Source organism: Arthrobacter silvisoli, from assembly GCF_003369445.1.
In the GTDB taxonomy this organism is placed as follows: Bacteria; Actinomycetota; Actinomycetes; order Actinomycetales; family Micrococcaceae; genus Arthrobacter; species Arthrobacter silvisoli.
The window spans coordinates 17,128-39,594 of record NZ_QRCU01000068.1 but is presented as its reverse complement, the minus strand read 5'-3'; the positions used below and the strand labels follow the sequence as shown (position 1 = coordinate 39,594).

The window sequence follows — 22,467 nt, the reverse complement described above, 5'->3', positions numbered from 1 at the left end:
AGGGTGTGGGAGAGTAGGACACCGCCGGACAACCATTACAGGTCGAGGCCCCCGAACACCGTTCGGGGGCCTCCCGCATTTAAAAGCCAAGACGCCACGAAGGAACTGCCCCGGCAGTCCCGGCTGCACCCGAGGCATGGCCGGGAACGCGGGCGAGCCCAACTGCCGCCGTCGCGCGAGTCCAACTGCCGCCGTCGCGCACTCCGCCAACCGCCGTCGGACGGCCACGCGGGCTGCCGCCGAAGCGGTGCCGCAGCCTGCTTCGCTCCCCCAACCCCTCAAAACCCCGGAAATCCAGTGAATTTGGTCAAAAAAGCGCGGAAACACGCGGAATTTGCTGGCCGTGTGGACCCAAGCTGGTAAGTTTTCGAACAGTGGCTCGTGCGCAGACCGCGCGTGAGCTCCAGACTCGTACAGTCCAGGAGGACAACAATGGCTAAGAACCGTAGCGAACTGGTTGCAGAGGTTGCTGGCAAGGCTGGCACCAGCCAGGCTGCCGTGAACGGCGTTCTCGACGCCCTCTTTGAGGTCTTCGAGGCTTCCGTCGCCGCCGGCGAAAAGATCACCATCCCGGGCTGGCTCGCCATCGAGCGCACCGACCGCGCCGCACGCACCGGCCGCAACCCGCAGACCGGCGAAACCATCCAGATTGCAGCAGGCCACAGCGTCAAGCTGACCGCCGGCTCCAAGCTGAAGGCTGCTGTCGCCAAGAAGTAAGGCACTTCGGCGAACGCCTTTGAAGGCGGCAGGCTTACGGCCTGCCGCCTTCTGTATTTACCTGGCGCGATCTAACCAGCCCCTGGCCCCGGGCCACCGCCGCCGATTCGCGGCCTCGGCGGGGTTGGCGGACAATGGATGGGTGCCCCAAGCAAGAAACTCCTCCGCAGCCCCCCAACCCGCTCCCAAGGCAGGGGCCGGTGCGGCGGCGGCAAACGGCATCCCGCTTCCGTGGCAGTTGGCCGGCATCGGAGTGCTCCTGCTTGCCCTGGCCGCGGCATTGCTCTTCTCGGGCGCCGCAGGAGCCCGCCAGGTCTCCGATCCCGGGGCCCTTGTCCGCTGGGGCCTGCCGGTCAGCAAGGCGATCCACAACATTGCCTTGGCGACCGTGGTGGGCGGGCTGATCTTCGCCGTCGGGATCCTCCCCCGCCACCTTCCCGGGCACCGCGGCAAGGACGAAGAGGCGCCCGAGCACCCGGCCTTCACCCGCGCACTGGCAGTCGCAGCCGCCGCGGGCGCCGTCTGGACCCTCTCCGCCGTCGCGGTACTGGTGTTCAGCTATGCGGACATCGCGGGCCAGAGCGTTTCGGGCGATGCGGAGTTCACGCGCTCGCTCGTCTACTTCATGACCGACATCGAAACCGGCAAAGCCTGGCTCGCGGTGACTATCATCGCCGCGGTGGTCACCACCATCCTCTTTGGCGTCCGCTCCCTGGCAGGGCTGGCCTGCACGCTGGTCCTGGCGCTCGTCGGCCTGGTGCCGACCGCCCTCATCGGACACTCTTCCAGCTCAAGCGACCACGGCGGCGCCATCAACTCCCTCGGCCTGCACCTGGTGGGCGTCTCCACCTGGGTGGGCGGCATCATCATGCTCGCGGTGCTTTCGGGCATCCTGGGCAAGGCCTCCGGCGGCAAGGCCTCCGGCGGCAAGGACGCCACCGAACAGACCCTCCGCCGTTTCTCCAGCCTCGCAGGCTTCGCCTTCTTCCTGGTCTTCGCTTCCGGTGTCGTCAACGCGAGCATCCGGGTGACCACCTTCCAGGAGCTCATCGGCTCGGCCTATGGGCAGCTGATCCTGGCCAAAGCGACCGCCACGCTGCTCCTGGGCGCCGTCGGCCTCATGCACCGCCGCTGGGTCATTCCGCAGCTCGGCCGGGGCGGGAAGTCTGTGCGGCGCGTGCTCTGGCAGCTTGTCCTCGTTGAACTGCTGGTGATGGGCGCGACGTCGGGACTTGCCGTCGCGCTGGGCCGTTCGGCACCGCCGGAGCCGACGACGTACGCGCCGGACGCGTCGCCGTCGTTCATCCTGTCCGGCTATGAACTGCCGCCGGAACTGACGCCGGCGCGCATGTTCAGCGAATGGCGCTTCGACTGGATCTGGGTGACCGTGGCGGTCTTCGGTGCCGTGGCCTATCTCCTGGGCGTCGCCAAGCTGCGCCGCCGCGGCGACTCCTGGCCCTGGCTGCGCACCGTGGTGTGGCTCCTGGGCCTGGCGGCGCTGACGTACATCACCTCCGGGCCGCTGGCTGTGTATGGCATGGTGCTGTTCTCCATACACATGGTGGACCATATGGCCCTGACCATGGTGGCGCCCCTGTTCCTGGTGCTGGGTTCGCCTGTGACCCTGGCGCTGCGTGCCCTTCCGGCGCGCGGCGAAGGCAGCCGGGGCGACGGTTCCCGGGGCCTGCGCGAGTGGCTGCTGGTGTTCGTGCACTCGAAGTTCTCGCAGCTGGTGACGCACCCGCTGTTCGCCGCTGCGAACTTCGCCGGATCGATCGTCCTGTTCTACTACTCGGACGCCTTCGGCTGGGCCATGCGCGAACACGTGGGCCACGAACTGATGAACCTGCACTTCCTGCTCACCGGGTACATCTTCGTGCTCACCATGATCGGCACGGACCCGCTGCCACGCCGGGCGCCGTACCCCATGCGGCTCCTGCTGCTCCTGGCCACGATGGGCTTCCACGCTTTCTTCGGCGTGTCCATCATGGGCGGCACCGGCCTGCTCGCCGCGGACTATTTCGGCAACCTCGGCCGCACCTGGGGCGGATCGGCCCTCGCGGACCAGCAGGTGGGCGGCGCCGTGGCCTGGGGCATCGGCGAAGTGCCTACGCTCCTGGTGGCGATCGGCGTCGCGGTCATGTGGTCCCGCTCCGATGAGCGCGAGACCCGGCGGAAGGACCGCGCGGCCGAGCGGAATAACGACGCCGAGTTGAACGCTTACAACGACATGTTTGCCAGGCTCGCGGACCGTGATGCCAAGCTTGCACAAGACAACCCTGGACACCGGCCCGCCAAGCAGGCCGACTCCGACACGACGCTGGAAGGACGCTGATGAGCGAAACCGTACGCACCCAACTGCGGGTCCGGGCCTCCGAACTGGTGGGCCGCGGCTGGCTCAACACCGGTGGCAAGAACCTGGACCTGGAAGCCCTGCGCGGCAAGATCGTGCTCCTGGACTTCTGGACGTTCTGCTGCATCAACTGCCTGCACGTGTTGGACGAGCTGCGCCCGCTTGAAGAGAAGTATTCGGACGTGCTGGTGACCGTGGGCGTGCACTCGCCCAAGTTCGAGCATGAGGCCGATCCCGTAGCCCTGGCCGCTGCCGTGGAACGCTACGAAATCCACCACCCCGTGCTGGACGACCCGGAGCTTGCCACCTGGAAGGCGTACACCGCCCGTGCATGGCCCACCCTGGTGGTCGTGGACCCCGAGGGCTACATCGTGGCGCACCTGTCCGGAGAAGGCCACTCCGGCGGCCTCGGCGTGCTCCTGGAGGAGCTCGTTGCCGAGCATGAGGCCAAGGGCACCCTGCACCGCGGCGACGGACCCTATGTGGCGCCGGTTCCGACGTCGGGCACCCTGCGCTTCCCGGGCAAGGCCACGGCGCTGGAGAACGGCAACTACCTGGTGGTCGACTCCGGCCACCACCGCCTGGTGGAGCTGCGTCCGGACCTTGAGACCGTGGAGCGCGTGATCGGCTCCGGCACCAAGGGCTACCTGGACGGCCAGGCCGAACTTGCGCAGTTCAACGAGCCGCAGGGCGTGGCCGTGCTGCCGTCCGAACTGGCCTGGAAGCTGGGCTACGACGCCGTCGTGGCCGACACCGTGAACCACCGCCTCCGCGGTGTCACCCTGAGCTCCGGTTACGTGCAGACCGTGGCCGGCAACGGCATCCAGCGGCTGCTCGACGCCGGTCCCGCGCGGGTGAGCGCCACCGGTACCGCCGAATGGGCTGCTCCGGCTGCTTCCGCGCACCACGACGGTCCGGCCGATTTCGCCGGCGACGCCGTGGACGTGGGCGTGCTCGGCCTCGGCACCGGGGTTTCGCTGTCTTCGCCGTGGGACCTGGTGTGGAGCGACAAGTTGCAGCGCGTGGTCATCGCGATGGCCGGCACGCACCAGATCTTCGCCTTCGAGCCCGTTTCCGGTGAGGTCTCCATCCTGGCCGGTTCCGGCCTGGAAGGGCTTCTGGACGGTCCCGCCGAGGAAGCCTGGTTCGCCCAGCCGTCCGGTGTCGCCGTCGACCCCGCCGGGGATATCTGGGTGGCCGACTCCGAGACTTCCGCCCTGCGCCGGCTGGTGCTGGGAGAGTCCGGCGTGACCGTGGAATCCGCCGTCGGCAAGGGACTGTTCGACTTCGGCTTCCGTGACGGCGAGGCCGCCGAGGCCCGCCTCCAGCACCCGCTGGGCGTCACCGTGCTGCCCGACGGCTCCGTGGCCGTCGCCGACACCTACAACGGTGCCGTGCGCCGCTACGACCCCGCGGCGAAGTCCGTGTCCACCCTGGCGCGCGGCCTCGCCGAGCCGAGCGACGTCGTCGTGGTCCATCCCGACGGCGGCGAGCCGCTCCTTGTGGTGGTGGAGTCCAACAAGCACCAGCTGGTCCTGGTCCCGATCCCCAAGGAAGCCCAGCAGGTGGACGAGGGTGCGTCGCAGACCCACCGGCCCAAGAGCCCTGTGGCCCCCGGCAACCTCGAGCTCACGGTGCGCTTCACCGCGCCCACCGGCCAGAAGCTGGACGACCGCTGGGGTGACCCCACACAGCTGAAGATCTCCTCCACCCCGCCGGAGCTGCTGGTGTCCGGCGGCGGCACCTCCGTGGGCCTGCTGCGCACGCTGGAACTGTCCTCCGAGGTGGCCGAGGGTATCCTGCACATCACGGCCCGCGCCGCGGCCTGCGACGGCCCCGAGACCGAGGACGGCGAAATCCCGGACCACGCCGCGTGCCACCTCTATCAGCAGGACTGGGGCATCCCGGTGGTCCTGCAGGCCGACGGTGACACCGACCTGGTGCTGGACCTGCGCGGAATGGACTGAGCGGCTCCGCTTGGGTGATGAGGCGTCACGCCAGACAGGTTTTGCACCGGAGTTCCGGTCCGAATCCCCGGATTTCCGGGGTTCCCCTGAGACGGACCGGGTGAAAACCTGACTGGCGTGACGCTTTCCTGTCCTCCGGAGGCTCGGCGTCAGCGATCCACAACTGCGCCAGGCGGTTCGCAGGGGGTGCCCCAGCCGGCAAAGGGTGTCTATGCCCTACCGGAGGCCCCGGCGGAGCGGGTGGATCTGATCGTGAAGCGCCAGTTGCCGACCTGTGACCATCGGATTCCTCAGGGACCGTCTTCCCGGTAACCGCAACGGCAAGGCACGAGACCTGCTCCGGTGGGTGGGCTCCGGCGCCGAATCGCTGACGGAAGTCCTGGCCCGTACTTATTTCCGGATGGCAGGGATCCACGTCGAAGCGCATGCCGACGTCGTGTATGCACCGGCGAAGATGGTGGCCCAGGTGTTATCGGTCCTTGTCCGGGGAAGGAAAGCCTGGGGCGGCAGGGCCGCGTGACCCCAGGGCCGCGTGACGCCGTCGGGCTCCAGCCGGCGGGATCGACGTCCCGAGAATTGGGCCACTCAGCCCGCAGCGCCTAGTAGCTGACCTGCGGGACCACCGCGATGCTGTTCTCGCCGATGTCCAGGCGGGTGGTGAAGCTGAAATCCAGGACCTCGTTGAGGTTACTGACCCGGCCCGTGAACAGATCGATCTGCTTGGCGGTCACCCGTGCTTTGCCGTTGAGCGGGGCCACAGCCCAGCCGCCGGCGAACGGTTCGATGCTGACTTTCGGGTACTGCGTGATCTTCCACTTGATGGTGCCCGGCTCGATGGGGCTGTTGGTCACGTGGTAGAACGGGCAGTCGGGCTGCAGGCGCTGCTGCTTCGTGGCTTCCTCGGCACAATCGTCCAGGTACTGTTTGATCTTCGAGGCCACGGCATCGTTCATGCTGTCAGTGGTCCGGGTCAGCAGGTTCAGGGGCGTCTGGCCGGAATCGTTGCTGGTCACCGCGGTGTGGACGGGGATGGCGGTGAAGAACTGCTCGCTGAGGCTGGCCTCGTACTGGCCGGGGTAGAACACTGCGAAGCTGCCGCGGCCGTCGGGCAGGTTCACCGGGACACCGTTGAGATTGGCTTCGCTGGCGTTCACCACGGTGACGTCGATGGTGGGCAGTGACGAGGGCACAAACTCCCAGCGGCCGAAGAACAGCCATTCCGTGCCCGTGCGCTCGAGAAGGAACTCGCTGTGCAGTTCGTTGCCGTCGACCGTGTAGTCGAGGGGAACCATGACCCGCTTCCCGCCGCGGGACTGGGACTGGCCGATCCGGACATCGGACACCTTCGAGGCCGCGGTCTGCAGCGCGGTGCCGTCCAGCATGGCCGCGTTTCCGGCCGGGACGGAGGCCTTCAGCAGGCCCAGCGCCGCGCCGCCGTCGCCCCTTTTCAAGGCGTCCAGATAGTCGCGGACGGGCTGCTGCGGACTGGCCACGGAGTTGCTGATCACGTTGATTGCAACGATGCATGCGGCGACAGCAAGCATCAGACCGAGCAGCCATTTGGCTGCGGTCCTGACGAAGGCTTGACTGAGCTGCACGTCCCTTACGTTACCTGCCAAGGCACCCATAACAGCGAATCGCTGGGGTTCCTCAGCCCTGAAAAGCAGGAAATTCCAGCCCCCGACGGCGGCCTGCACCGTGTGCTGCTGCCCCGGCGCCGGGCGCTTTGGCCGGGGGAGCGCGGCGGGCGGCACCACCGGAAACCGGCGTCCGGCGTCAGGGGAAGATGCCTGCTTAATATGAAGCTTCCGGGACTGCCTTTTAGCGCCTCCGGCGGGAGGATGTCCCGAAGATGCCCCGCATGAGTTCGCGGCCCAGTTGCGTTCCGAGCGAGCGCGCCATGCTCTTCAGGCCGCCGCCCAGCGCACCGCCCAGGACTCCTGCCAGGTCGCCCAGCTGGCCGCCATCGTTCGGTGTACCGGAAGTCCGGGTTCCAGAGGTCGCTGTTCCGGAACGCCGGGACTCCGGGATGGGCGCGGGCGGGAAGTCCACCGGGGGAGCCTGCGGGGCGGGCCGGCTGCTGGGCCGGCCGAGGATTTCCTCCTCGATACGGCGGGCCTCGGCATCGATGAGGTTGGGATCGCTGCTGGCGGGCACGGGAGGCAGCCCGGGCGCTGCATCACCGGTGGGGGCGGCGGCGCGGCCGGTGAGTTTCTCGTAGGCGGAAAGGTTGTCCACAGCAGTGCCGTACTTGACCAGCAGGGACGACGACGCCACGGCGCTCCGGACGAGGTCTTCGGTGCTGGGGCCCATGACCGATTCCGGGGCACGCAGCCGGGTCAATGCCACCGGTGTGGGTGCGCCCCGTTCGTTCATGACCGTGATGACGGCCTCGCCGATTCCGGCCGAGGTAAGGGTCTCCTCGAGGTCGTAGTCACTCACGGGGAACGTGGAAACCGTGGCCTTCAGGGCCTTGGCATCCTCCGGGGTGAAGGCGCGCAGGGCGTGCTGGACGCGGTTGGCCAGCTGTCCCAGGACATCGGCCGGAACGTCCCTCGGGGTTTGCGTGACGAAGAAAATGCCTACGCCCTTGGACCGGATGAGCCGGACCGTGGTGGTGATGGCTTCGAGGAAGGCCTTGGACGCGCCGTTGAACAGCAGGTGGGCCTCATCGAGGAAGAAGACGAGCTTGGGCTTGTCGAGGTCGCCGGTCTCGGGGAGGTCCTCGAACAGGTCCGCGAGCAGCCACATCAGGAAGGTGGAGAACAGCATCGGCTTGGTCTGCAGGGTGGGAAGTTCCAGGCAGCTGATGACGCCGCGGCCGTCCGGGGCGGTGCGCAGGAGCTCCGCGGTGTCGAACTCGGGTTCGCCGAAGAATCTCTCCAAGCCCTGCGCCTCCAAGCCCACCAGTTCGCGCAGGATGACGCCGGCGGTCGCCTTGGACAGCCCGCCGAGGTTTTCGAGTTCGGCCTTGCCTTCGTCCGAGGTGAGGAACTGGATGACCGCGCGCAGGTCCTTGAGGTCGATCAGCTCAAGGCCCTTCTGGTCCGCGAAATGGAAGATGAGCTGGAGGCTGGATTCCTGGGTGTCGTTGAGTTCCATGATCCGGGACAACAGGATGGGGCCGAAGGACGTGACAGTGGCCCGGACGGGGATGCCGTTGCCGTCGCCGCCGAGGGCCAGGAACTCCACCGGGAAGTTCTTGCCCGACCATTCCTGACCAAGGCTCGCCGTGCGGGCGGTGAGCTTCTCGCTGGCAGTTGCCGCGGTGGCCAGGCCGGAGAGGTCGCCCTTGATATCCGCGAGAAACACGGGGACCCCGGCGGTGGAGAGCTGTTCGGCGATCATGTGCAGGGTGACTGTCTTGCCGGTGCCCGTTGCGCCTGCCACGAGCCCGTGCCGGTTCATCATGGACAGTGGCAGCCGGACCTGTGCTTCCTTGTGGACTTCGCCGTCCACAATGGCTGCCCCGAGTTCGATGGTGGCGCCTTCGAGGGTGTAGCCCTGCTGGATGGTGGCGAGTTTCTCTGCAGCGGTTTTGTTGGCCATGCGCACAGCTTAGCCCTGCGACTGGCGGGGAAGCGGGGATTGGCGGGGAAGCGAGGATTGCCTGGAAAGCGCATTCCCACTAACGTGGGAGCAGACGTCCACGAGCCCCCGAGAGACTGCGAGGCAAACCATGGCCCCTGACGCCCTGAACGGCGCCCTAAGCCCGGGCCTGTGCTCGGTGACGCTCCGCTCGCACAGCGTGGAGGACGTGGTGGCGCTTGCCGCGGAGGCCGGACTGGCCGGCATCGAATGGGGCAGTGACGTCCACGTCCCGGATGCCGACGCGGCCGCCCGGGCCAAAGGGGCCTGTGCCGACGCCGGGCTCCGGGTCTTCTCCCTCGGTTCCTACTACCGTGCCGGTACCTTCGGGGACTTCGGGCCCACCTTGGCCCTCGCCGCCGGCATCGGGGCCCCGCGGGTGCGGATCTGGGCCGGGAGCCTTGAGCCTCACGAGGCCGACGCCGGCACGTGGGATGCGGTGGTGGAGGACACCCGGCGGATCGCCGACCTTGCGGCCGGCCAGGGTGTCGAGCTCGCCTTCGAGTTTCACAACCGCTCCCTGACCGCCACCGTCGAAGGAACCCTGGAGCTTCTGGACCGGGTGGACCGGCCGAACGTCGGCACGTACTGGCAGCCCGCCGTCGGCGTTTCCGATGCCGGGGCGCTGGACGCCCTCCGGAGCCTGATCGGGCCGCTCATGGGCATCCACTGCTTTTCCTGGTGGCCACAGGCCGAGCGACTGCCCCTTGGCGCCCGTGAGGGACTGTGGCGCGAGGCGCTCGAGCTCGCGAGCGGCAGCGGCCGGGACCTGGACGTGATGCTTGAGTTCGTCGCGGACGACAGCCCGGAGAGCCTCCGTAGTGACGCGGCGACGCTGCGCCGATGGATCGGCGCGGGCCGGTAGGAGCTTAGGCGCCCTCGGTGCTTCGGCGCAGGCGCACCGTCCCGGTGATCTCCGTCCCGGTGATGCCGGAGGCGGCAGGGTTCGCTGCGGAGGGATCGGCCAGGGCGCCGAGCGTCACCTGCCGGCCGATGTCATCCAGGGGCAGGCCCACCGTGGACAGTTCCGGCCGGAAATCCCGGAGCCATTCGATGTCGTCAAAGCCGGCCACGGCGGCGTCCCCGGGAACCGACAGGCCCTGTTTGCGCAGTGCCGCGACAATCCCGATCGCCATGACGTCGTTGCCGGCGAAGATGCAGGGCGGCTCGCCCCGGTCGGTGGGGCGGCTGGCGAGGCGCGCAGCGAGCTGAGTGCCGGCGTCGAAACCGCCGTTGCGGCTGAAGGCGGTATGCAGCACCTCGGCTGCGGGGCGACCGGCACCTGCCAAGCCGTCCTGGAATCCGCGGACCCGCTCGTCGGAGGTGGCCAGGCCGTCCGGTCCGGCCACGACCACGAATGGTCCTTCGTGCGTGGCGGCAAGTGCAGCGGCCAACTCACGGGCGAGTTCCTCGTTCGGCACCGGGAGCGTGCGGTAGCCGGCCATGTCCGGCAGGCCGATGATTCCCTGCCCGACGACGCCGAGCCGGCCGCCGTTGCGGCAGTAGCGTTCGAGTTCTGCGGCGAGTTCGCTGTTGGCGGCAGAGTCCTCCGCCCGGGTTGAGCGGGAGCCGGCGATGACGATCGCGTCCGCCCGCCGGGCGGCGAAAGCCGCGGCAGCCTCCTTCTCCCCGGCGGGAGTGCCATCGGTGGTGGCCAGCAGGACCATGCGGCGCTCCTGGCGCGCCGCGGACTGGACGCCTTGGGCGATGGCCGAGAAGTAGGGGTCCGCGATGTCGTGGACGATCAGCCCGATCAGACCCGTACTCGACTTGGCCAGGGCCTGCGCCTGGGCGTTGGCCACGTACCCGAGGGATTCGGCGGCCTGCCGCACGCGTTCTGCGATGCCTGCACCAGGGGTCCGGGCCGAGCCGTTGAGGACCCTCGAGGCCGTGGCGGGGGAGACGCCGGCGAGTTTTGCCACTTCGGCCAGGGTACTTGCGGCCACGGGTCTTCCTTTCCTCAGGGGTCGCGGGGGATCTCCGCCCATTATGGCAGTTTTGAGGGCCGTTCGGGAAAGCGCTTGCCAAGGGCGCTCGCCGCATGCACACTGGAACAAGTGGGAATGCGCTTTCCACCGGTCAGCATCGCGATCCGCAGAGCGGCGGACGGCCCCGAGAACTTTGGAGGACACATGGGTTTCGAAACCAGGACAATCCGGATTGCCATGAACGGCATCACCGGCCGGATGGGCTACCGTCAGCACCTGCTGCGCTCGATCCTGCCGATCCGTGACGCCGGCGGCTTCACCCTGGAGGACGGCAGCCGCGTCCAGGTGGAGCCGATCCTGGTGGGCCGCAACGAAGCCAAGATCCGCGAACTGGCCGAGAAGCACAAGATCGCCGGATGGACCACGGACCTGGACTCGGTGATCAATGACCCCGCTGTGGACGTCATCTTCGATGCCTCCATGACCAGCCTGCGCGCAGCCACCCTGAAGAAGGCCATGCAGGCCGGCAAGCACATCTTCACCGAGAAGCCCACGGCGGAAACCCTCGAGGAAGCGATCGAACTGGCACGGATCGGCAAGCAGGCCGGGGTCACCGCCGGCGTCGTGCACGACAAGCTCTACCTTCCCGGCCTCGTGAAGCTGCGCCGCCTGGTGGACGAAGGCTTCTTCGGCCGTATCCTCTCCCTCCGCGGCGAGTTCGGCTACTGGGTCTTCGAAGGCGACGTGCAGGCAGCCCAGCGCCCGTCCTGGAACTACCGCAAGGAAGACGGCGGCGGCATGACCACGGACATGTTCTGCCACTGGAACTACGTCCTGGAAGGCATCATCGGCAAGGTCAAGTCCGTCACCGCCAAGACCGCTACCCACATCCCGGTCCGCTGGGACGAAACCGGCAAGGAATACCAGGCCACGGCTGACGACGCTTCCTACGGCATCTTCGAACTCGAGACCCCCGGCGGGGACGCCGTCGTCGGCCAGATCAACTCCTCCTGGGCCGTCCGCGTCTACCGCGACGAACTCGTGGAGTTCCAGGTGGACGGCACCCACGGTTCCGCCGTCGCCGGCCTGAACAAGTGCGTCGCGCAGCAGCGCGCCCACACGCCCAAGCCGGTCTGGAACCCGGACCTGCCCGTCACCGAGTCCTTCCGTGACCAGTGGCAGGACGTTCCGGCCAACGCGGACTTGGACAACGGCTTCAAGCTGCAGTGGGAGGAATTCCTGCGCGACGTCGTCGCCGGCCGCGAGCACCGCTTCGGCCTGCTCTCCGCAGCCCGCGGCGTGCAGCTGGCCGAGCTCGGCCAGCAGTCCAACGACGAGCGCCGCACCGTCGACATCCCGGAGGTCGTACTCTGATGACCTCCCTGATCCTTCCCGACGCCGACGGCGTAACCCGCCGCTACACGGTCCGTCCCGCGACATCCTGGGCCAGGCCGTCCGCGCCTCTGGGGTCCCGGCGCGCGTACGCCGCGGCGCACGTGATTCCCGAAGCCACTGCGGACAACACCCCCGGAGCTCCGGCGCAGCTCAACTGGGACGCCACCTTGGCCTACCGGCACGAGCTCTGGTCCTATGGCTTGGGCGTAGCCGACGCCATGGACACCGCCCAGCGCGGCATGGGCCTGGACTGGGCGGCGACCCAGCAGCTCATCAAGCGTTCCGGCGCCGAGGCCGCCTCCGTGGTGGCCGCCGGAAATGCTTCCGGAAAGGGCGCGACGGCGGGCAAGTCCGTCCGCGACCTTGTCGCCTGTGGTGCCGGGACCGACCAGCTGGACCTCTCGGCCGTTCCCGAAGGCGCCTCCGGCCTCCGAGCCGTGCTTGACGCGTACCGCGAGCAGATCGCCGTCGTGTCCGAAGCCGGTCCGAAGGTGATCCTCATGGCCTCGCGCGCCCTCGCCCGCCTTGCGAGGCACCCCGAGGACTACCTGCACGTCTACGGCACGCTGCTGCAGGAAGTGGACCAGCCCGTGATCCTGCACTGGCTGGGCACCATGTTCGACCCCGCGCTCGCAGGGTACTGGGGTTCGGACGACGTGGCACAGGCCACCGAAGCGTTCCTCGGCCTCATCCGCGAGCACGCGGACAAGGTGGACGGCGTGAAGGTCTCGCTCCTGGACGCCGCGCACGAGGTGGCGCTGCGGGCCCAGCTGCCGGCCGGCGTCAGGCTCTACACCGGCGACGACTTCAACTACCCGGAACTGATCGACGGCGATGGCTCGCGCCACTCGGACGCGCTGCTGGGCATCTTCGCCGCGATCTACCCCGCAGCCTCGGTGGCCCTGCAGAACTACGACGCCGGCAACGCCGCGGAAGCGCGCGCCATCCTGGATTCGACAAGGGAGCTCGGCAAGCACATCTTCAGCGCGCCGACGTTCTACTACAAGACCGGCATCGCCTTCATGTCCTGGCTCAACGGCAACCAGGCCGGCTTCCAGATGGTGGGCGGCCTGCACTCCGGAAGGTCCGTGGTCCACCTGGCCCGTACCTTCGAACTGGCGGACCAGGCCGGGCTGCTCCGCGATCCCGCGCTCGCCGCCTTCCGGATGTCCGACTTCCTGCGGATCAACGGGGTGGGAGCATGAGTGACCTCAGCAGGCTTTCCCTGAACACGGCCACCACCAAGAAGTGGACCCTCGCCGAGGCCGTGGACGGCTGTGTCCGGGCCGGTATCCCGGCGATCGGGCCGTGGCGGGACCGCGTGCACGAGGCCGGCCTGGACAAGGCCGCCGCGTTGATCAAGGACGCAGGCCTCCGCGTCTCCTCGCTGTGCCGCGGCGGATTCCTGACTGCGGCCGATGCCGAAGGCCAGGCGGCTGCGCTCGCCGACAACCGCGACGCCGTCCTCGAAGCCGAGGCGCTGGACACGCGCGAACTGTTCCTCGTCGTCGGGGGCCTCGCGCCGGGCGAGAAGGACGTGGTGGCGGCCAGGCAGCGGGTGGCGGACCGGCTCGAGGACTTGGTTCCGTTCGCCGTCGGGCACGGCGTGCGGCTGGTCCTCGAGCCGCTGCACCCGATGTACGCCGCGGACCGGGCGCTGATCTCCACGCTGGGGCAGGCGCTGGATCTCGCGGCGCCATACTCCGCGGACGCCGTCGGCGTGGCTGTGGATACCTTCCACGTGTGGTGGGATCCGGAGCTGCGGGCGCAGATCGAACGCGCCGGGCGGGAACAACGGATTGCTTCGTACCAGGTGTGCGATTTCAACGTACCGATCGCCGCTGACGCCCTGCTGTCCCGCGGCATGATGGGCGACGGCGTGATCGACTTCGCGACGATCGGTGGCTGGGTGCGGGATGCCGGATACACGGGCGACATCGAGGTGGAAATCTTCAACCGGGAGATCTGGGACGCCGACGGCAACGCTGTGCTGGACACCATGAAGGAGCGCTACGCGGAGCTGGTCCTGCCGCACGCGTGAGCCGTTTTCAGCGCCGGCTTGCGGGGGTGCGGCCCCGTGTGATCGATGCCTCTTTCCGAGCCACTTGACGGTGGGCAGGGAGAGCCCTCAGCATTGATCGTAGCGTTCATTTTTCGAACGTTTCTTATCGGTGTCGCACTTCCGTTCCTGGGGGAAGTGGTGTCGGGCGAGGGAGCGGATCCTGCGCCGGAAATGGACAACATTGTGGGACTGTGGTTGGACATCGCAGGGTGGGGCGGCGCAGTTGCGATCCTGGCTTCGTACCTCTCCGTCTCCATGGGCTGGCTGCGGGCCGGCCGGCGTTTCCAGGCAGCGAACCTCGTGGGCTCCGTCGCCTTTATCGTCAACGGTTCCTACTACGGTGCCTGGCCGTCCGTGGTGACCAATGTCGCCTGGTTCGTGATCTCCGCTGTGGCCCTCGTCCGGATGCAGCGTGCTGCCTCGCGGGCCGCGCAGGCCCCCGAAGCCGCACCGGTGGAAGCCGCTGCGCCGCAGGCACCTGCGCACCCTGTTCCCGTGGTGACCGCGTCGGTGCCATTGGTGCCGGTGCCCGCCGAAGGCTGGCCCCGGCTGCCCGGGGACGAGCTGACCCTCGACTACAAGGTGCGGACCTAGGGTGTAGCTCCCGGGTTCCGGTAGTTGACGTAAACCACGCCGTTGCCGAAGCGGCGCTCCTCCAGCAGTTCGAGCTTGAGCCCGACGCCGTCCGGCAGGAAACGCTTGCCCCCGCCCACCGTGACCGGGCTGAGGAAGAAGCGGAACTCGTCCACGAGGCCCGCCTTGACCGCTTGCCCCGCCAACTCGGCGCCGCCGATGGAGAGCTCACGCCCGGCCGAGGCCTTCAGCGCACGGACGGCGCCGGCGTCGAACGTCCGCTCAATCCGCGTCCTCGCGGTGGAGGGCTGCTTCAGGGTCGTGGAGTAGACGATCTTGTCCGCCGCGTGCCAGATGCCGGCGTAGTCCTTGATGGCCTGGGGTTCGCCGGAGGTGTCCAGGTCCTCCCACCACGCCATGACCTCGTACATCCGGCGGCCGAGTAGGTACGTTCCGGCCTGCCCCTCGAGCTCGTTGACGAAAGCATGGACCTCCTCGTCCGGGGCGCTCCAGTCGAAGTTGCCTTCGGTATCGGCGATGTAGCCGTCCAGGGACATGATGGCGGTGTAGATCAGCTTGGCCATGACCCGAGGGTACGCCGTTCCGGCTCCCTCCTGAATGCCGTATCGAGTGCTAGCCCTGGACGCGGTGCAGGTTGTGCCACAGGAGTGCGACCGACAAGGAGGACCGGGACTCGGCGCTGTCGAAGGAGAAACCGAGCCGGTCTTCCAGCTTTCGGATGCGCGCGTACAGCGCCTGCCGGCTGATGTTCCGGGCCCGTGACAGGGCGGACATATTGCCGGCGTAGTCCAGGTAGGCGGACAGCAGGGCCAGGCCTTCCTTGTCGAGCGGTTCCAGCAGCGGCCCCAGCTCCGCTTGCGCGAACGACCGGACCCGGGAGTCATCACCCAGGAGCGACAGCAGCCCCCGGAGCCGGACATCCCCGAAGCGGTAGAACGGGCGGTTCCGCGAGCCCAGGGTGGCCGCGGTCTCGGCTACCTGGTCGGCGTCGTCCAGGCCGCGGGCCGCCCGGAGCAGGGAACGGTCCGCCTTGCCCACCCCGAAAGTCCAGCCCACCCCGGAGGTCCGGGCCCCGGGGGTCCGGGCCCCGGCGGTCAGGCGGTGCAGCGTGGAATCTTCCAACTCCAGTGCAGCCAGGGGGAGCAGGATGGCCACGGAGCCTGCGCGGAGGCTGGCGGCGAGGATCGACTGCCGCTCCTGCCGCGACCAGTCCTGCAGGGCATCAAGGAACGCCCGTTCACGGAGCTGCACCGCGGTGGCGTCCGAGGGGTCGGTCCCGCCGTCCTGCCGGGCGACCACGGGAACGTAGGCTGCCGCGGAGGACAGGCCGAGCGCTCCAGCCCGTGCCAGGGCTTCCTCTTCGCTGGGCGGCGAGGCCTGGCGCAGGTCCTGCACCAGGCCGGCCCGCGCCTGGAACAGCAGCTCGCGACGGTCCCGGCCGGCCATGCGCGCCATCGTAAGTGCCTGGCCTGCGCGCTCGAGGACCTGGAGGGCGTCCGCCAGGTCCCAACCGGCGGGTTCCCCGCCGCCCGCCGGGGCAGAATCGGCGGCAGAAGCCGGGGCGTTTTCCGCTGCTGCGGGCGGTGCCACGGCGGGAGCCACGAGCCGCCCCCAGCGCTGCCCCTTCACCCCCACCGGGGTCTGCAGCCAGCGCTCGCCGCCGGCAGCGAACCCTGTCTGGTTGAGGTAGCCGACAAAACGGGAACGCTCCGTCCAATCCTCGAGCAACCGGGTGGGGTTCTCCTGCTGTGCAGCGTAACTGAGTACAAGGTGGGCGGGGTCCTCGAAGACCACGGGGCTGCCCAACAGTTCCGCCGTGGTCCGGACGATGTCCCCTTCCCCGGCATTTTCCAGGCCCAGGGCCGTGAAAACTTCGTGGACCTGCCGGGCCCGTTCCAGGCGCACCACCTGCCGGTCCATCAGGGCCCGGTGCGCAGCCTCCGTGACCTGGACAAAGCGGGTCCGCCGGGTGAGCAGGACCAGCGGCACGGCCGCGGACTGTGCCGCCCATCGCAGAACGTCGATCGCCGCACTGTCCGGTGCGCCGTCGTCGTCCACCAGTTCGACGACGACGGCGGCCGCACCCGCCGAGTGGAAACGCGCCAGGAAGGCGGCGGTGAGTTCGGGGGAGTGGCGGAAGGCGAGGCCGGTGGTGAGGACCAGTTCGCCGCCCTCCAGCAGGGAGCTGGTGTCCGCCTCCTCGGCGATGTGCACCCAGCGGACCGTCCGGTCGAGCTCCGCGTCGCCGGCCAGGACTTCGGGGGCGCCGGCCAGGAGCGGCGGCAGCGAGAGGGCATCCCGAACGGTCAAGGGGCGCTGGGCGGACGGCGAGGACATGGACGGCGAGGACATGGACACAGTGTAATTCTGATCCTGAAATTAGGTACAACATGTCAAGTGCATGCGGGGATTGTCAGACCAGACCATGGAGTCAGCACACTTCGTGAAAGGACTCCCATGCAAACCCCTCCTTTGCAGACCATCGAACACTGGATCAACGGCAGCACCACCGCAGGCGACAGCGCCCGGTTCGCCGACGTGACCAACCCCGCCACCGGCAAGGTGACCGCCCGCGTTGCCCTGGCGGGCAAGGCCACCACCGAAGAGGGCATCGCCGCCGCGGCCGCCGCCTTCCCGGGCTGGCGCGACACTTCCCTGGCCCGCCGCGTCCAGATCCTCTTCGCCTTTCGCGAGCTGCTGAATGCCCGCAAGGGCGAGCTTGCCGCCATCATCACCGCCGAGCACGGCAAGGTCCTGGATGACGCCCTCGGCGAGATCGCCCGGGGCCAGGAAGTGGTGGAGTTCGCCTGCGGCATCCCGCACCTGATCAAGGGCGGCTACACCGAGAACGCCTCCACCAAGGTGGACGTGCACTCCGTCCGCCAGCCGCTCGGCGTCGCCGCCATCATCTCCCCGTTCAACTTCCCTGCCATGGTGCCCATGTGGTTCTTCCCCGTGGCGCTCGCCGCCGGCAACACGATCGTCCTCAAGCCCAGCGAGAAGGACCCCACAGCCGCTAACTGGCTGGCCGCCCTCTGGAAGGAAGCCGGCCTGCCCGACGGCGTGTTCAACGTGGTGCACGGTGACAAGGAATCCGTGGACACCATCCTGGACTCCCCGGAGGTTTCCAGCGTCTCCTTCGTGGGATCCACCCCCATCGCCAAGTACGTCTACGAACGCGGCACCGCCAGCGGCAAGCGCGTCCAAGCCCTGGGCGGCGCCAAGAACCACATGCTGGTGCTGCCGGATGCGGACCTGGACCTGGTCGCCGACGCCGCCGTCAACGCCGGCTTCGGTGCCGCCGGCGAGCGCTGCATGGCCATCTCCGCCCTGGTCGCCGTCGATTCGATCGCGGACGAACTGGTGGCCAAGATCGCCGAACGCACCCACACGCTCCGCATCGGCGACGGCACCCGCGGCTGCGACATGGGCCCCCTCATCACCGCCGCCCACCGCGACAAGGTGGCCGGGTACATCGACGCAGGGATCGAGTCCGGCGCCACCGTGGTGATCGACGGCCGCAAGCCCAGCCCGGATGCCGAGGGTGAAGGCTTCTTCCTCAACCCCACCCTCTTCGACAACGTCACCCCGGAGATGAGCATCTACCGGGACGAGATCTTCGGCCCCGTGCTCTCCGTGGTGCGCGTGGACGGTTTCGACGATGGGCTCAAGCTGATCAACTCGAACCCCTACGGCAACGGCACCGCCATCTTCACCAACGACGGCGGCGCGGCCCGCCGCTTCGAGAACGAGGTCACCGTGGGCATGGTCGGCATCAACGTGCCGATCCCTGTGCCCATGGCCTACTACTCCTTCGGCGGCTGGAAGAACTCCCTCTTCGGGGACACCCACGCCTACGGCAGCGAGGGCGTGCACTTCTTCACCCGCGGCAAAGTGGTCACCTCCCGCTGGCTGGACCCCAGCCACGGCGGCCTGAACCTCGGCTTCCCCACCAACTCCTGAACCGCCTGGGGTAACGGGGCGACGGCGGCGGCCACCCGCCGTCGTCGTCCTCCTCCCGCTTCACCACACAGAAAAGGGCTTATCCCATGAGCATCGAGACGCTCCCCGGCGTGGAGACCATCCCGCCCACTGCCGAAGAAATCGAAGCCGGCCGCCGGGCCCACGAGTTGGACCGGGCCCACGTGTTCCATTCCTGGTCGGCGCAGGACACCCTCAACCCCATGACCATCCTCAAGGCCGCCGGTGCCGAGGTATGGGATGGCGAGGGCCGGAGGTTCATCGACCTGTCCAGCCAACTGGTCAACACCAACATCGGCCACCAGCACCCGCGCGTGGTCGCCGCGATCCACGCCCAGGCGGGCAAACTCTGCACCGTGGCGCCGCAGCACGTCAACGATGCCCGTTCCGAGGCCGCCCGGCTCATCGCCGGACTGGCGCCGGAAGGCCTGAACCACGTGTTCTTCACCAACGGAGGCGCGGACGCGAACGAGCACGCCATCCGCATGGCGCGACTGCACACCGGACGCCGCAAGGTGTTCTCCGCGTACCGCAGCTACCACGGCGGCACGGACCTGGCGGTCAACGTCACCGGTGACCCGCGCCGCGTCCCGAACGATGCGGGCGACGCCGGCGTGGTCCATTTCCTGCCCGCCTACCTGTACCGCTCCTACTTCGGTTCCGCCACCGAGGCCGAGGAGACCGAACGCGCGCTCAAGCACCTCGAGGACATGATCGTCCTGGAAGGCCCTGTGAACGTGGCCGCGGTGATCCTGGAGTCGGTACCCGGCACCGCCGGGATCTACGCCCCGCCGGCCGGATATCTGGAGGGCGTGCGCGAACTGACCCGGAAGTACGGCATCATGTTCATCGCCGACGAGGTCATGGCAGGTTTCGGCCGCACCGGCGAATGGTTCGCCTTCGACCGCTGGGGCGTGACCCCGGACCTCGTGACCTTCGCCAAAGGCGTCAACTCCGGCTACGTTCCGCTGGGCGGCGTGATCATCTCCGACGACATCTTCGACACTTTCCGCCAGCGCGTGTACCCGGGCGGCCTGACCTACTCCGGCCACCCGCTCGCCTGCGCCGCCGCCGTCGCCACCATCGAAACGATGCGCGACGAACGGATGGTGGAGAACGCCCGCCGGCTCGGCGAGGAGGTCATCCGGCCGGCCTTGGAAGCGATGAAGGCCAAGCACCCGAGCGTCGGCGACGTCCGCGGCTCCGGCGTGTTCTGGGCGATCGAACTCGTACGGGACCGCGGAACCCGCGAGCCGCTGGCGGCCTACGGCGGATCGAGCCCCGGGATGAACGCCGTGATCGCGGAGATCAAGGCCGGCGGCGTGCTGCCCTTCGCCAACTTCAACCGCATCCACGTGGTGCCGCCGCTGAACATTCCGGACGAGCTGCTCCGCGAGGCGCTCGCCGTGATCGACCGTGCGCTGGATGTGGCCGATGCGGCGATGGCCGGCTGAGCGATGGCCGGCCAGCGATGGCCGGCCAGGTTCCGCGCCGGTAGAGTCTGGCCATGGATGAGAAAGCCACGCTGCACCGCTACCTGAGCGTCGCGCGGAAGGACCTGCTGGCCAAGCTGGACGGGTTGAACGGGTACGACATCCGCCGGCCCATGACCCCCACCGGCACCAATCTCCTGGGCCTGGTGAAGCATGTGGCCAGCGTGCAGTTGGACTACTTCGGCGAGGTGTTCGGCCGGCCCAGCGGCCGCACCCTTCCCTGGCTGGCCGAGGGGGCCGAGCCCGACGCCGACCTGTGGGTTCCGGCGGAGGAGACCCTGGAGAGCGTCGTCGAACTCCACCACTTCTCCGCCGCCCACAGCGACGCCACCATCGACGAACTGCCTCTGGATGCGCCCGGCGTCGTGCCGTGGTGGTCGGAGGAGAAACGGAACGTGACGCTGCACAGGATCCTCGTCCACATGATCTCCGAAACGGCACAGCACCTCGGGCATGCGGACATCCTGCGTGAACTGATCGACGGTTCAGCAGGGAAGCCGGGCGATCCCAACCTGACCGGGCGCAGCGCCGAGGAATGGGCCCTGCACCGTGCCCGGATCGAAGCGGCGGCGCGGGAGGCTGGGAAGTAAGCTCCGGAATGCGGCCGGTGGGATCGTCTCCCGGCGTGACTTGCACCGGAATGATTGAGGCCTCTAGCGTGACCTGCACTGGGTGCCCTGTAACGGGTGTTCAGCGCAGCTGCTCAGCAGGCAGGTCGATGCCTGGAAATTATTGGGGATCCCGAATGGTTCGAAACTCCTGGTTGCCCCTGTCAGCCATTTTCGGGGTGACCATCAGCGTTGTGGCAATGACCGACCCGCCTTGGTCGGTGATCATGGTGGTTGCCTTCATTCTGTTCGTCGTCATGCAAGGCGTCCATTACCGCCAGATCCGTCGGGAAATCCAAGGGAAACTTGCCACAGCCAGCCCTGGAGCCGGCATCCTGGGTGCTGTCTTTGGCGGCGCAGCGGTTCTCGTCCACGGCTCGCCGATAGCCCTCTGGGCAGGACCTGTCCTTGGTTTGATCACCTTTGTCGGTACGTACCTCTATCTTCGGCGTTTCGAAGCAGGGCGGGCCTAGCCCTCCACAACCTTCGACATGTCCCCGGTACCGGGTATCCCCTCGAGCAGTTCGTAGCGCTGCATCACCGCACCTTTCGGTGAGGCGACCACCGGCTCGATGAGCTTGAGTCTGCTCGGAACCACGCCGTCGGCGAAGACTTTCTTCCCGCGGCCGAGCAGGATCGGATACACCCAGAGGTTCAGCCGGTCGAAAAGTTTCTCCGAAAACAGGGTCTGCACGAGGTCCAGGCTGCCGATCACGTGGACGTTCTCGTGCCGCTCGCGCACTTCCCGGATGGCGGCTACGACATCGGGACCGAGCAGCGTGGACCCGGCCCATTCAAGGTCCGGGTCCAGGCGCGAGGCCACGTACTTCGGGATGCGGTTGAACAGGTCCGCGATGAAGCCGCTCTGGTGTGGCCAGTACGAGGCGAAGATGTCATAGGTGCGGCGCCCCAGCAGCAGCGCGTCCATCCCTTCCATGCCTTCGGCGATCTGCCCGCCGACGACGTCGTCGATGAGCGGGGCCTGCCAGCCGCCGAACGCGAAGCTGTCGTCCGTGTCCTCTTCCGGCCCGCCGGGCGCCTGCGCGACGCCGTCGAGCGTGGTGAACAAGTCGATGTGGATCAGTCCCATGCCATGCTCCTTCGCCTGTTTCCCGGCCACCCGTCATCGGATCGGCCGGATCACTCCGAGGCTGGCACACAACGCACGGCGAGACAACAGGGCGGAGCTTTCCCCGGGAAAAACCCGCCACAAGTGAGCCCTCAACGCAGCAGCCGCGCGCTGACCCAGCTTCTTTATTGACCCAACCTCTTCACGAAGGCGAGGTGCTTGATCTCCTCGGGGTCGGCGTCGAGGTCGAACTGCGGAGCGTAGCCTGTGGCGAGGTAGAGGTTCTTTGCCTCGGGCTGCCGCGGTCCGGTGGTCAGGTAGATCCGTCGGTAGCCGCGGCGGACGGCCTCGGCCTCCAGTTCGGCGAGGACCAGCCGGGCCAGCCCCCGACGGCGGTGCGAGGAATGCGTCCAGATCCGCTTGAGCTCCGCCGTGTGGGAGTCGTAGCGGCGGAATGCGCCGCCGGCCACCGATTCGCCGTTCTCCTGCAAGATCAGCAAGGCCCCGTGCGGCGCGGCGAACTCCTCCGCTGGATAACGCCGCAGCTCGTCCTGGACGTTGCCGAACAGGTTCCCGTAGCGGGTGGAGTATTCGACCGCGAGTTCGTCCAGGAGCGGCTTCACCCGGGGATCGTGCATGGGCAGGCTGAGGACCTTCACGCCCGACGTCGGCCGGGTTGGCGTTGCGGTCATGGTCTTCCTTTCGTGCTGGA

The 22,467-nt window shown here is 68.1% G+C and carries 20 protein-coding genes; 13 read left to right on the top strand and 7 right to left on the bottom strand.

Annotated features, from left to right (window positions below; translation table 11 throughout):
* Positions 1-432: 432 nt before the first annotated feature.
* The 4 genes from DWV11_RS15560 to DWV11_RS15545 all read left to right on the top strand — a co-directional run bounded on the left by DWV11_RS15560 (position 433) and on the right by DWV11_RS15545 (position 5,557).
* A complete protein-coding gene (locus tag DWV11_RS15560) occupies positions 433-717 on the top strand; it encodes an HU family DNA-binding protein (protein ID WP_070350644.1) in 285 nt (94 codons plus the stop codon).
* A 142-nt stretch (positions 718-859) separates the two neighbouring features.
* Complete coding sequence (locus DWV11_RS15555) at positions 860-3,052, top strand: bifunctional copper resistance protein CopD/cytochrome c oxidase assembly protein (protein ID WP_115789828.1); 2,193 nt, start codon at positions 860-862, stop codon at positions 3,050-3,052.
* Positions 3,052-5,037 (top strand): NHL domain-containing thioredoxin family protein, encoded by a 1,986-nt coding sequence (locus DWV11_RS15550; RefSeq protein WP_115789827.1) that lies wholly within the window; start codon positions 3,052-3,054, stop codon positions 5,035-5,037. The genes DWV11_RS15555 and DWV11_RS15550 overlap by 1 nt, the downstream gene beginning before the upstream one ends.
* 274 nt (positions 5,038-5,311) lie before the next feature.
* A complete protein-coding gene (locus tag DWV11_RS15545; protein ID WP_115789826.1) occupies positions 5,312-5,557 on the top strand; it encodes a hypothetical protein in 246 nt (81 codons plus the stop codon).
* 79 nt (positions 5,558-5,636) lie between these two features.
* Here the strand turns inward: DWV11_RS15545 and DWV11_RS15540 are convergent, their stop codons facing one another.
* A complete protein-coding gene (locus tag DWV11_RS15540; RefSeq protein WP_115789825.1) occupies positions 5,637-6,665 on the bottom strand; it encodes a hypothetical protein in 1,029 nt (342 codons plus the stop codon).
* A gap of 193 nt (positions 6,666-6,858) precedes the next feature.
* Complete coding sequence (locus DWV11_RS15535) at positions 6,859-8,586, bottom strand: helicase HerA-like domain-containing protein (protein WP_210725769.1); 1,728 nt, start codon at positions 8,584-8,586, stop codon at positions 6,859-6,861.
* 130 nt (positions 8,587-8,716) lie between these two features.
* Between DWV11_RS15535 and DWV11_RS15530 the strand changes: the two genes are divergently transcribed.
* A complete protein-coding gene (locus DWV11_RS15530; protein ID WP_115789823.1) occupies positions 8,717-9,490 on the top strand; it encodes a sugar phosphate isomerase/epimerase family protein in 774 nt (257 codons plus the stop codon).
* A 4-nt stretch (positions 9,491-9,494) separates the two neighbouring features.
* Here DWV11_RS15530 and DWV11_RS15525 read toward each other — a convergent pair whose 3' ends face one another.
* Complete coding sequence (locus DWV11_RS15525; protein ID WP_115789822.1) at positions 9,495-10,571, bottom strand: LacI family DNA-binding transcriptional regulator; 1,077 nt, start codon at positions 10,569-10,571, stop codon at positions 9,495-9,497.
* Positions 10,572-10,757: 186 nt separating this feature from the next.
* Between DWV11_RS15525 and DWV11_RS15520 the strand changes: the two genes are divergently transcribed.
* The 4 genes from DWV11_RS15520 to DWV11_RS15505 all read left to right on the top strand — a co-directional run bounded on the left by DWV11_RS15520 (position 10,758) and on the right by DWV11_RS15505 (position 14,604).
* A complete protein-coding gene (locus DWV11_RS15520) occupies positions 10,758-11,927 on the top strand; it encodes a Gfo/Idh/MocA family protein (protein WP_115789821.1) in 1,170 nt (389 codons plus the stop codon).
* Positions 11,927-13,153: a dihydrodipicolinate synthase family protein gene (locus DWV11_RS15515; RefSeq protein ID WP_115789820.1), complete on the top strand. Its 1,227-nt coding sequence runs from the start codon at positions 11,927-11,929 to the stop codon at positions 13,151-13,153. The genes DWV11_RS15520 and DWV11_RS15515 overlap by 1 nt, the downstream gene beginning before the upstream one ends.
* Positions 13,150-13,989, top strand: a complete 840-nt coding sequence (locus DWV11_RS15510) for a sugar phosphate isomerase/epimerase family protein (RefSeq protein WP_115789819.1) — start codon at positions 13,150-13,152, stop codon at positions 13,987-13,989. The genes DWV11_RS15515 and DWV11_RS15510 overlap by 4 nt, the downstream gene beginning before the upstream one ends.
* A 192-nt stretch (positions 13,990-14,181) precedes the next feature.
* Complete coding sequence (locus DWV11_RS15505; protein WP_115789818.1) at positions 14,182-14,604, top strand: CBU_0592 family membrane protein; 423 nt, start codon at positions 14,182-14,184, stop codon at positions 14,602-14,604.
* Here the strand turns inward: DWV11_RS15505 and DWV11_RS15500 are convergent.
* The gene (locus tag DWV11_RS15500) at positions 14,601-15,167 is read right to left on the bottom strand and encodes a dihydrofolate reductase family protein (RefSeq protein WP_115789817.1); all 567 of its coding nucleotides are present in this window, start codon (positions 15,165-15,167) and stop codon (positions 14,601-14,603) included. The genes DWV11_RS15505 and DWV11_RS15500 overlap by 4 nt on opposite strands.
* 49 nt (positions 15,168-15,216) lie before the next feature.
* Positions 15,217-16,956 (bottom strand): PucR family transcriptional regulator, encoded by a 1,740-nt coding sequence (locus DWV11_RS15495; protein ID WP_115789816.1) that lies wholly within the window; start codon positions 16,954-16,956, stop codon positions 15,217-15,219.
* A gap of 120 nt (positions 16,957-17,076) precedes the next feature.
* Between DWV11_RS15495 and DWV11_RS15490 the strand changes: the two genes are divergently transcribed.
* The 4 genes from DWV11_RS15490 (at position 17,077) to DWV11_RS15475 (ending at position 21,159) form a co-directional block, all read left to right on the top strand.
* Positions 17,077-18,567 (top strand): CoA-acylating methylmalonate-semialdehyde dehydrogenase, encoded by a 1,491-nt coding sequence (locus DWV11_RS15490; protein WP_115789831.1) that lies wholly within the window; start codon positions 17,077-17,079, stop codon positions 18,565-18,567.
* A gap of 86 nt (positions 18,568-18,653) precedes the next feature.
* Positions 18,654-20,039, top strand: coding sequence for an aspartate aminotransferase family protein (locus tag DWV11_RS15485; protein WP_115789815.1), 1,386 nt, complete (start codon positions 18,654-18,656; stop codon positions 20,037-20,039).
* A 53-nt stretch (positions 20,040-20,092) separates the two neighbouring features.
* Positions 20,093-20,668, top strand: a complete 576-nt coding sequence (locus DWV11_RS15480) for a DinB family protein (RefSeq protein WP_115789814.1) — start codon at positions 20,093-20,095, stop codon at positions 20,666-20,668.
* Between the two features lie 218 nt (positions 20,669-20,886).
* Positions 20,887-21,159, top strand: coding sequence for a hypothetical protein (locus DWV11_RS15475; RefSeq protein ID WP_136017921.1), 273 nt, complete (start codon positions 20,887-20,889; stop codon positions 21,157-21,159).
* Here the strand turns inward: DWV11_RS15475 and DWV11_RS15470 are convergent.
* Together DWV11_RS15470 and DWV11_RS15465 are read right to left on the bottom strand one after the other, a co-directional pair.
* A complete protein-coding gene (locus DWV11_RS15470; protein ID WP_115789812.1) occupies positions 21,156-21,776 on the bottom strand; it encodes a dihydrofolate reductase family protein in 621 nt (206 codons plus the stop codon). The genes DWV11_RS15475 and DWV11_RS15470 overlap by 4 nt on opposite strands.
* A gap of 164 nt (positions 21,777-21,940) precedes the next feature.
* The gene (locus DWV11_RS15465) at positions 21,941-22,447 is read right to left on the bottom strand and encodes a GNAT family N-acetyltransferase (RefSeq protein ID WP_115789811.1); all 507 of its coding nucleotides are present in this window, start codon (positions 22,445-22,447) and stop codon (positions 21,941-21,943) included.
* Positions 22,448-22,467: the final 20 nt, after the last annotated feature.

Bases quoted from the DNA above. Each gene is read 5' to 3' on its own strand.
- DWV11_RS15560 (WP_070350644.1), top strand. From the start codon at position 433: ATGGCTAAGAACCGTAGCGAACTGGTTGCAGAGGTTGCTGGCAAGGCT.
- DWV11_RS15550 (WP_115789827.1), top strand. From the start codon at position 3,052: ATGAGCGAAACCGTACGCACCCAACTGCGGGTCCGGGCCTCCGAACTG.
- DWV11_RS15540 (WP_115789825.1), bottom strand. From the start codon at position 6,665: ATGGGTGCCTTGGCAGGTAACGTAAGGGACGTGCAGCTCAGTCAAGCC.
- DWV11_RS15535 (WP_210725769.1), bottom strand. From the start codon at position 8,586: ATGGCCAACAAAACCGCTGCAGAGAAACTCGCCACCATCCAGCAGGGC.
- DWV11_RS15530 (WP_115789823.1), top strand. From the start codon at position 8,717: ATGGCCCCTGACGCCCTGAACGGCGCCCTAAGCCCGGGCCTGTGCTCG.
- DWV11_RS15520 (WP_115789821.1), top strand. From the start codon at position 10,758: ATGGGTTTCGAAACCAGGACAATCCGGATTGCCATGAACGGCATCACC.
- DWV11_RS15515 (WP_115789820.1), top strand. From the start codon at position 11,927: ATGACCTCCCTGATCCTTCCCGACGCCGACGGCGTAACCCGCCGCTAC.
- DWV11_RS15510 (WP_115789819.1), top strand. From the start codon at position 13,150: ATGAGTGACCTCAGCAGGCTTTCCCTGAACACGGCCACCACCAAGAAG.
- DWV11_RS15505 (WP_115789818.1), top strand. From the start codon at position 14,182: ATGGACAACATTGTGGGACTGTGGTTGGACATCGCAGGGTGGGGCGGC.
- DWV11_RS15500 (WP_115789817.1), bottom strand. From the start codon at position 15,167: ATGGCCAAGCTGATCTACACCGCCATCATGTCCCTGGACGGCTACATC.
- DWV11_RS15495 (WP_115789816.1), bottom strand. From the start codon at position 16,956: ATGTCCTCGCCGTCCATGTCCTCGCCGTCCGCCCAGCGCCCCTTGACC.
- DWV11_RS15485 (WP_115789815.1), top strand. From the start codon at position 18,654: ATGAGCATCGAGACGCTCCCCGGCGTGGAGACCATCCCGCCCACTGCC.
- DWV11_RS15480 (WP_115789814.1), top strand. From the start codon at position 20,093: ATGGATGAGAAAGCCACGCTGCACCGCTACCTGAGCGTCGCGCGGAAG.
- DWV11_RS15475 (WP_136017921.1), top strand. From the start codon at position 20,887: ATGACCGACCCGCCTTGGTCGGTGATCATGGTGGTTGCCTTCATTCTG.
- DWV11_RS15470 (WP_115789812.1), bottom strand. From the start codon at position 21,776: ATGGGACTGATCCACATCGACTTGTTCACCACGCTCGACGGCGTCGCG.
- DWV11_RS15465 (WP_115789811.1), bottom strand. From the start codon at position 22,447: ATGACCGCAACGCCAACCCGGCCGACGTCGGGCGTGAAGGTCCTCAGC.